An 8877-nucleotide genomic window follows, 5' to 3' on the forward strand; every position below is an offset into this window, starting at 1 on the left:
CCGTCTGAAAGTTTGGCTTCGTCCGCGCCGCCTTTCACATTTATTTTGCTGCCCAGCTTGCGGGTAAATTCCGTACCGCTGTCGCCTGCAAAAGTCAGTGGATTGAACGCCTGCTCGGCAGTTTTACTGATGGCTTCGTTGACATTGGCTACCGTGTTGCCGCCCACCGTAATGGGCGCGTTGGTCAGGGTATTGCCGCCGACTTTGATGCCGTCCGAAGTCAGGGCGGTATCGCCGTTTCTTATGCCGTTCTGATCCAGAACGGTATTGCCTGCGGTAACGCTGTCAAGCGTGATGTCTTTGTTCAGCTTAATGGCAACCGTATCGCCCGCCGCTTCGGTGGTGATGTTGTCGCCGCCTTCAAATGCAACGGTAGCACCCAGTTTTTCGATATTGGTACTGCCACTGTTACCGGTAAAGGTCAGGCCTTTGTTGTCAACGGTTTCTTTTGCATCCACGCCTTTTTTAATGTCGTCTTTGGTGGTTTGCGACAGGTCAAGGGCATAGTCGGTGGTTACCGCTTCATTGGCATCGGCTGCCGTGCTTTCGGTTTTGACCAGCGCACTGCTCACCGATACCGTCGTTTTATCCGCACTGACGGCATATTCGGTGTTGTTGCCGTTTACTGTTCCCCGAACGTGTGTATTGCTGCCTTTTACCACGGTAGTGGTTTTTTCGGTACGTTCCGCTGCTTGGTTGATAACGTTGGCCACGTCTTCGGCGGTGGCAAAGTTATCGCCTGCAGTACCGGCGGTCACATTACCCGCCGCATCGGCCGCCAACCCGGTTTTGTTCACGGAATAACGGATGCCGTCCGTACCGTAGGCCGCAGTCGTTCCCGTACCGTTCACAAACTTCACACTACCGCCGTCGGAAACGGTTTGAACCTGACCGCCGTTTACTGCAATATTGAAGTTCTGCACCGCGCTGTCGGCTTTGCCCAAACTGTCTTTAGCCGCCTGAGTCAGCCCGAATCGGTAGTCGGTAACGTTGCCGCCTTTGTCGGATTGCGCAACTTCCAGATATGGGTCGCCCTGTGCTACAGAAGCCGTCGTCCCTTTAGCGTTGACGGTATAGGTCACCGCTCCGGTACCCGCATCTTCCGCCTTGCCTACCGAAACGATATTTGTGCCTGCTTCCACTTTTTCTTTCGCAGAGGCAACCGCGCTGTTGATTGTAGCCGCCAGATTTCCTGCGGTCACGTAGGAATCCGGAGCGGCCGGCGTGCCGACCTGCCCCTTGGTAGTGTCCAAAGCGGTTGTCGCCACAGAAAGATCATAAGTATTCTGCAAACCGCTTGCGGTTTTGGTGACCTTAACGCTGTTGTTGGCGGAGGTAACCACTGTCGCCGCATTCTTCACATCGGCGATATTGGCCGCATTGGTTTCAGTCGTTCCGCCGCTCTGCAGGTTGGTGATCGGTTTGTTTCCGGCATCAATACCCGTTTTGGTTACGCCCGGGCCGCCGCTGATGGTCAGGCCGTCTGAATTGAGCGTACTGTCACCGGCCTTTACGGTAGTTGCCGTTATGCTGCCGACGGTAATATCGTCTTTCAGTTTGATGCTTATCTTATCGCCGGCCGCTTCGGTGGCGATGTTTTTATCGCCGTTGACCGCAACGGCAGAACCCAGTTTTTCGATATTGGTGCGGCCGCTGTCGCCGGTAAACGTGAGACCGTCAGAATCCACTTTGTTTTTTGCGGCCACACCTTGGCTGATGTCGGCTTTGGCGTTATCGGACAGATCCAGCGCATAGTCGGTAACAAGCGTGGTGTTGTCCTTGGCTCCCGCCGTTACTTTGACCATTCCGCCTGCCGCCGCGCTGACGGTGGTTTTGTCGGCATCCACGGTGTATTCGGTGTTATTGCCCTTAACCGCAGGTGCCTGTACGCGGGTATTTCTGCCCGCCGCCACGGTAGTGGTCTTTTCCGAAGCATTGATAGCCTTCGCCACTTCGGCTGCCGTAGCGAAAGCGTTTCCCTGAGTACCGGCGGTGACTTGTCCGTTGTTGACGGTAAGCGCGGAGGTATTGACATCAAAAGTGATGTTACCGCCGGCGGTGCGGGCGGTGGTGCCGTTGCCGTTGACAAAATTGATGTCGCTGTTGGTACTGTTCAATGTTTCTGCAGTCGTGCCGTTGACCGATGTCGTCAGGCTTTGCACTGCGCTGTCGGCTTTGGCCAAAGAAGCCTTGCCCGCGGCGGAGAGGTCGACGGCGTAATCGGTGATATTGGTTGTCGTGTTCTTACTGCCGCGGGTAACCGTTACCGCACCCGTTCCGCTGACGCTGGTGCCGTCGGCATTGACGGTATAGATATTCTGCCCGTTAACGCCTACACTTGTCTGAACGCTGCTGATATTGGTGCCTTTTAGCACTTCCTCTTGTGAAGCCAGAATAGCATTGTGCACGGTGCTGCCGAAACTACCCTGTTTGCCGCCGATATCGCTCATCGTCAGGTTGCCGTCCTGCAGCAGCCGGGCATTGCCACCCAATCTGTTTTTAATACTGTTGGCCAGATTGCCCAGCGCGGCGTTGGTGGCGTAAAGCTGACTGCCGTTGATGCCGTCGGTGCTGGTAGCGGATATGCGGCCGGCCGCCAGATTGGTCAATGTCCTCTCTGCACCGGAACTGCCTATGCTGACGGTGGATTGGGCAGAGTTTCCGGCGAACGTGCCGTACTTCAATCCGTTGATGGTTGCAAAGCCGGTAGCTACCGGATCTGCGGTTACCGAACCGCTGCCCAGCGCCACCGCATTATCATGCGCGGCATTCGCGCCGGAACCGAGTGCCAGCGTATCATTTTGCGAAGCGGAGGCTCTCTCACCCAATGCAGCGGCCCGTTCGCCGGCGGCATTCGACTGCATACCTGCCGCCACCGCGCCGTATCCGCCGGCAATAGCACCCGCACCGGCGGCAAAAGCACCGGTCTGGGTGGCTTGGGCCTGAGTACCGACTGCCGTGGCGTTGCTCTCAACAGCCTGCGCATAATATCCGACGGAGACCGCCGAATTTTTAGTCGCGCGCGCCTGATAACCGACGTTGACCGCGCCCACACCTGTGGCCGTACCGCCTACCGCGATAGCCGAATTACCTTCGCTTACCGCATTGGTACCGATACCGACGGCATTATAACCGTCGGCCATGGCCTGGCTGCCGAAGGCGACGGCACCGACGGCACCGGACAGGTTTTTACTGTTGGCTTTGGCCAAACGGCCCACTGCCACGTCGCTTTCCAACGTTGCCGCAGCCGAAGTGCCGACGGCAACGCCGTCCTGCCCGGCCGCACTGCTCTGATAACCGAAGGCAAGGCTTCCCTCACCTGCCGCGCTTGCCGACGTGCCCAGCGCCGCCGCATTGACGGCTAATGCCGCCGCCTCTTTACCGATGGCGCTGCCGCCGTCGGCGGAAACGGCCGCCGCCTTACCCATGGCAATGGCATTGGCTGCCGTCGCGCCGGCAGCCGGGCTGACGGCCGCATCGGTACCGACGGCGATGGAATTTTCCGTCAATACGCCGACTCGGTCGGCTTCAGCACTAATTTCGGCATTCCATGCCTTCAGTTCGTCCGCAGTCGGCCTGTTGACCCGTGTCGGCATTACGAAGCTGTTGCCGACGCGCGCTTTGGAACCCAAGGCAATTGAGTTGTGCCCTTCGCTTCTGGCGTTGTTATCCGCATCATATTTTTCATTGGAAGCGGAACCGCCGATGGCGATCGAACGCTCCCCTACGGAAGTGGCCGAATGGCCGATGGCAACCGAACGGTCGCCGACCGAGGCCGCAGCAACACCGATCACCTGCGACGCACTGCCTTTTGCCACAGCCTGGCGGCCAATGACTACGGCATTGATTTGTTCGCTTGTGGCCGACGAACCGATGACCACGCCGCCGCCCTGCGACCAGGCATTCGCACCGATCGCTACGCCCAAACCGCGGTTTGCCGTACCGCTGGTCTCAACCCGTGATACACGCGCATTGTCTCCGATCGCCACACCTGATGACGTGGAATACGCATTTCTACCAATAACGGTAGAAGCAGTAGAAAGTGATGATTTTGTGTTATCCGAATTGCTCAACAGAGTCGTTCCGTCATCATTTTCACTAAGGGGCGTAAACGGATTTTTGTAGGAAGCGTGTGTCGACCCCGTTCTCGTCTTCGTATCCCCCGGTTTCATCTCATCGACTTGTGCATTTCCACCAATCGCAATTGCCCCTATTCCGCTTAGCACAGCTGCTTCATTGCCGATGGCAATGGCAGAATTTGTTTTTGATTGGCTATTCAAACCAAGCGAGACCGCTCCTATGCTTGGTGTAGAGCCAAGGCCTCCTCCGCCAGCCTTTGCATTCCCACCAATCGCAATTGCACCTTTGTTGTCCCCTGCATTTGCATTGGTACCGATGGCAATCTGATTGGCAGGAACCTTATCGTCGATCCCACCTGCAGCCGTCGCATTTTTACCGATGGCGATATCCGAATCCGACCATGTGGCCGTTGTTGCGGTCGTACCGGCAGTCGTGCCGGTACCGATGGCAATACCCGTTCCGACCTGCCCGGTAGTAGTAGCCTCAGCATATGCACCGCCCGACGCCAACATCAACACCGCCGGCAGCAAGACCGTACCGACGGCTTTCATTACACCCCGTACGGCGGTTGCGTCTGCGGCAGCCGCAACCGATGATTTGGAAGACTTGCCCCTTGCTGCGGCAATTTCGGCCACGGCGGTATAGGTATTGGTGGTTTCATTGTAAACGACCCGGTAGGTTTTATTCATTTTTGCCTCTTCAAATGTTTCAACACAGGACTGCACATAAAAGTACAGCCCTATAAAAAATAAAAATTTTGGATTTTCCGGCCATCCGCGGCACTTGTACGGCACTGTTTTGCCGCTTTTCCAACCTGCCGTTAATTGTCACATTGCGACAAATTACGAAGGTTGATGTTTCGTATTACGATAGTTTCCGTACGGATTTAAATCTTCGGTTATCTTGATTTTATACCGTTTGTTTTGGGTATCCCGTTCATTCCGCTGCGGCTTTCAGGTACAATCCGATGTTTTTCTCTTGCAATTTTTATGCCATTTTTTTACGCCATACCGATATTTTTACCGATACCGTACCGGAAACGGTTTGGCCGAAACGGAGGCGCAGTCAAAAACCCGATCGGCGACATTTTCATTTCCGACCCGGTTTTTTATAAACATATATTTATGATTCAACCGTATTTGTTTTTCCGGAAGGGCCGCTTTTCCGATATGTTTTTTGATATGATTGTTCCGATATTATCCGTGATGCCGTTTCAAAAGGCCTTGGGCAGATACTGCGGCCTGTTTTCCCTTATCGGCAACTGCGTGCATATCGGGCGGGTATGCCGCGTACGGCGCTGTATTTTTCAGACGGTCTTGATTTATGCCGTTGTGCAACCATATCGGCCATATTCTTTATCAAAATTTCCTTAATGGTTGGAACCCCGCCGTTCAGGGCGGTAGAATCAGGGGGCACACAGGGCTGCGCTTTATGTGCAGTCCTGTGTGCCGGAACATTATCCGAACCATTGGAGCCGAATATATGATGACACGACAGGTTCTTTCCCCAAGCAGTGACGACTGCCGCACGCGCTTTATTTTTGACGGTATGCCGGTGCGCGGCCTGCATGTCCGCTTGGAAAACGTTTGGCAGCACATTACCCGGCAGAAACACTACCCTGCCGCCATCCGCCGCGCCTTGGGCGAACTCGTGGCCGCCGGCGCATTGTTATCGGGCAATTTGAAAACCGGCGGCACGCTGATTATGCAGGTGCAAGGGCAAGGCCGCCTGAAAATGCTGGTGGCGGAAGCGTCTTCGGAGCAAACCGTGCGCGCTACCGCCCGTTGGGACGAACACGCCGACATCGCCGACGATGAGGGCCTGACTGATTTATTGGGTGACAGCAGCGTATTTGTACTGACCCTCCAACCGAAAGATGCCGAGCCATGGCAAGGTGTGGTGCCGTTGGAAGGCGGCAGCATTGCACAAATGCTGATGAACTACATGACGCGTTCGGAGCAGCTCGACACACATATCGTGCTGGCCGCTTGCGACACCGGCGCCGGCGGTTTGCTGATACAGCGCCTGCCGGAAGAAGAAACCGATACCGACGCATGGAACCGCATCAGTACTTTGGTGCAAACCGTAACCGACGGCGAGCTTTCGACGTTGGACGCGCAGCATGTGCTGTACCGCCTGTTCCACGAAACGCCGCCGCGTGTGTTCGAACCTGAAAGCATTGAATTCGCCTGCACCTGCTCGCGCGGAAAAGTTAGCGACATGCTGCTGATGCTGGGCGGTGAAGAAGTCGGCGGCGTGGTGGCAGAGCAGGGCAGTATTGCTGTCGACTGCGATTTCTGTCATGAAACATATGTGTTCGACGAAACTGATGTCAATGCATTGTTCGGCGCAAACGTCGTCTCCGCTGTCCGCCAGGAAGCGCAGCGGATTCAGTAAATCCAACCCCACGCAAAACAGCAGGCCGTCTGAAGTTTCAGACGGCCTGCTGTTTTGCAAAATGTTTTTAAGCGGCTGACCGCATGGTCATGCAAACGTATGCGGCACAACATCCTGAACCAAAGCCTTTTATGGTTCACTGGCTTATTAATCCAATGATCGGATTGCCGGCACATGAAGGACGGTACGGATTGTTTTCAGGCTTCAACCGTTCCATAAAATATCGGCCTGCTTCGGCACACGGTGTTATCCGTATATTTCCCAATTGAAAGGCCGTCTGAAAATCTTTCAGACGGCCTTCGCATCATTCGGACGAGTGATTATTTGTTCAAAGAATCACGGATTTCGCGCAACAACAATACTTCTTCAGATGGCTCAGCCGGTGCCTCTTCAGCAGGAGCTTCGGCTTTTTTCATTGAATTCAACAATTTCACTACGCAGAAAATAGCCGCAGCGACAATCAGGAAACTGATGATGGTGTTGATGAACAGGCCGAGATTCAGAGTTACCGCACCGGCGGCCTTGGCCGCTTCCAAAGTGGCGTAACCGGCTTCACCTGCCGGCGGAACACCGTCTTTCAAAGTAATGAACAGGTTCGAGAAATCCACACCGCCGATCAGAATACCGATAGGCGGCATGATTACATCGTCAACCAATGATTTCACGATACCGCTGAACGCCGTGCCGACAACCATACCGACAGCCAGATCCACGACGTTACCGCGCATGATGAATTCTTTAAATTCTGATGCAATAGACATAACAAACTCCTAAATATAAGTGTAAAAAAATTTTTAACATTGTATCGGACAGGCAGCGATGATAGCGGCTTATGTGTTAAATTTGTTTTATATAGGTTAAATTTTGTATAATCCGCAAAAAAAGCAGACAGCCATACCGTTCATTTGGAATAAAGGCCGTCTGAAAAAAAACAGTGTACCTTTTTTACACCATTTTTCAGACGGCCTTCCCATCATCATCCGATGCGGATTGGTTATTCTCCGACGCTCAAGGCATTGATGCTGTAACCGCCGTCGACATAAGTGATTTCACCGGTGATGCCCGAAGCCAAGTCCGACAGCAAGAATGCGGCAGCGTTGCCCACTTCTTCGATGGTCACGTTGCGGCCCAGCGGATTTTGCGAGGCCACATGGCTCAGCAATTTGCTGAAATCGGCAATTCCGGAAGCGGCCAGGGTTTTGATTGGACCGGCAGAAATACCGTTACAACGGATGCCTTCGCGGCCGACAGCCGAAGCGGTAAAGCGGATAGCGGCTTCCAAGCTGGCTTTAGCCAAACCCATGACGTTGTAGTTCGGAATCGCGCGCACGGCACCCAAATAGCTTAATGCCAAAATTGCAGAATTGCGGCCTTTCATCATCGGGCGGGCCGCTTTTGCCAAGGCCGGCAAGCTGTAGGCAGAAGTTTCGTGCGCAATATTGAAGGCTTCGCGGTTGATGCTGTCAAGGAAGTCGCCGTTCAACGCTTCTTTCGGTGCAAAGGCGATGGCGTGTACCAAGCCGTCTAATCCTTCCCAGCTTTTACCTAAATCGGCGAATACCTGTTCTACTTCGGCATCGTTGTTGACGTCGCAACGGAAGACCAAATCAGAGCCTAATTCAGCGGCCATTTTTCGCACACGCTCTTCCAATTTATCCACAACATAAGTAAATGCCAATTCCGCACCTTGATCGTGACACGCTTTGGCAATACCGTAAGCAATCGAACGCTCGGAAATCATACCGGTAATCAGAATTTTTTTACCTTGCAAAAAACCCATTTTTTATCCTTTAAAGTGTGGTGTTGCACTGTTCACCGCTTTCACCCAACCGGAAAGCGAAGATGTTAAACGAAGCATTATAGCAAAAAGCCGTTGTTTTGAAATAAAAAACAATCCAATGACTTTCAGACTGCCTACGAATGCCGCTGCATTTGCGACAGCGTTTTCGGATAGCGGCAAACCAAGCCGGCAGGCACTCTATTGCCATCAAGTCAGTCAGAATATCCATTGATACCGACCACCAACCGAATACGTCATACAACACGCCCATACCTAAAGGCCGGCCAATTGCAATCAGATAGCCCACTGCCTGCGCCATGCCCTCCATCATCAATACGATGAACCCATTAACGCGTCTTCAATGCCAAAACAAGGCGCCAACTTGCAGTCAAAGGCGAACACAGTGAAAATACCGGCAACGGCAAGAAGGCCGCTATGCCCATAAACGAACCGGATAAGCCGGGTTCATTGCGGATAAAACCGAGCACCGGCTCCAAAGCCGCTAAAAGTGCGCGCAAACAGCCCGAGACCTTTGCGAAATACCGGCCATCCCATCCAAACGGTTACCTGAACAATCAGGTAACCGTTTTTTCATTTTCAGACGTGTTTCCCGTCCGTAT

6 protein-coding genes are annotated in these 8877 nt (G+C 53.7%); 2 read left to right on the forward strand and 4 right to left on the reverse strand.

Annotated features, from left to right (window positions below):
- Positions 1–4769: beta strand repeat-containing protein (locus tag ACFPVS_RS10385; protein ID WP_378595742.1), on the reverse strand; the 4769-nt coding region annotated here is incomplete at its 3' end.
- Positions 4770–5565: 796 nt separating this feature from the next.
- On the opposite strand from ACFPVS_RS10385, the gene hslO reads away from it, so the two are divergent.
- Positions 5566–6477, forward strand: a complete 912-nt coding sequence (hslO, locus tag ACFPVS_RS10390; RefSeq protein ID WP_123804977.1) for an Hsp33 family molecular chaperone HslO — start codon at positions 5566–5568, stop codon at positions 6475–6477.
- Positions 6478–6797: 320 nt separating this feature from the next.
- On the opposite strand, the gene mscL is transcribed toward hslO, so the two are convergent.
- The 3 genes from mscL to ACFPVS_RS10405 form a co-directional block, all read right to left on the reverse strand.
- Positions 6798–7238, reverse strand: a complete 441-nt coding sequence (gene mscL, locus ACFPVS_RS10395) for a large conductance mechanosensitive channel protein MscL (RefSeq protein ID WP_096294434.1) — start codon at positions 7236–7238, stop codon at positions 6798–6800.
- Between the two features lie 233 nt (positions 7239–7471).
- Entirely contained in the window at positions 7472–8257 is a 786-nt protein-coding gene (gene fabI / locus ACFPVS_RS10400) for an enoyl-ACP reductase FabI (protein ID WP_096294433.1), read from the reverse strand.
- Between the two features lie 10 nt (positions 8258–8267).
- Complete coding sequence (locus tag ACFPVS_RS10405; protein ID WP_123804976.1) at positions 8268–8591, reverse strand: hypothetical protein; 324 nt, start codon at positions 8589–8591, stop codon at positions 8268–8270.
- A gap of 101 nt (positions 8592–8692) precedes the next feature.
- Here ACFPVS_RS10405 and ACFPVS_RS10410 point away from each other — a divergent pair.
- The coding region (locus tag ACFPVS_RS10410) for a hypothetical protein (RefSeq protein ID WP_378595743.1) at positions 8693–8877 on the forward strand (185 nt) is incomplete at its 3' end.

Origin of the sequence: Neisseria weixii, from assembly GCF_042658245.1 — a bacterium.
Classification (GTDB): Bacteria; Pseudomonadota; Gammaproteobacteria; order Burkholderiales; family Neisseriaceae; genus Neisseria; species Neisseria weixii.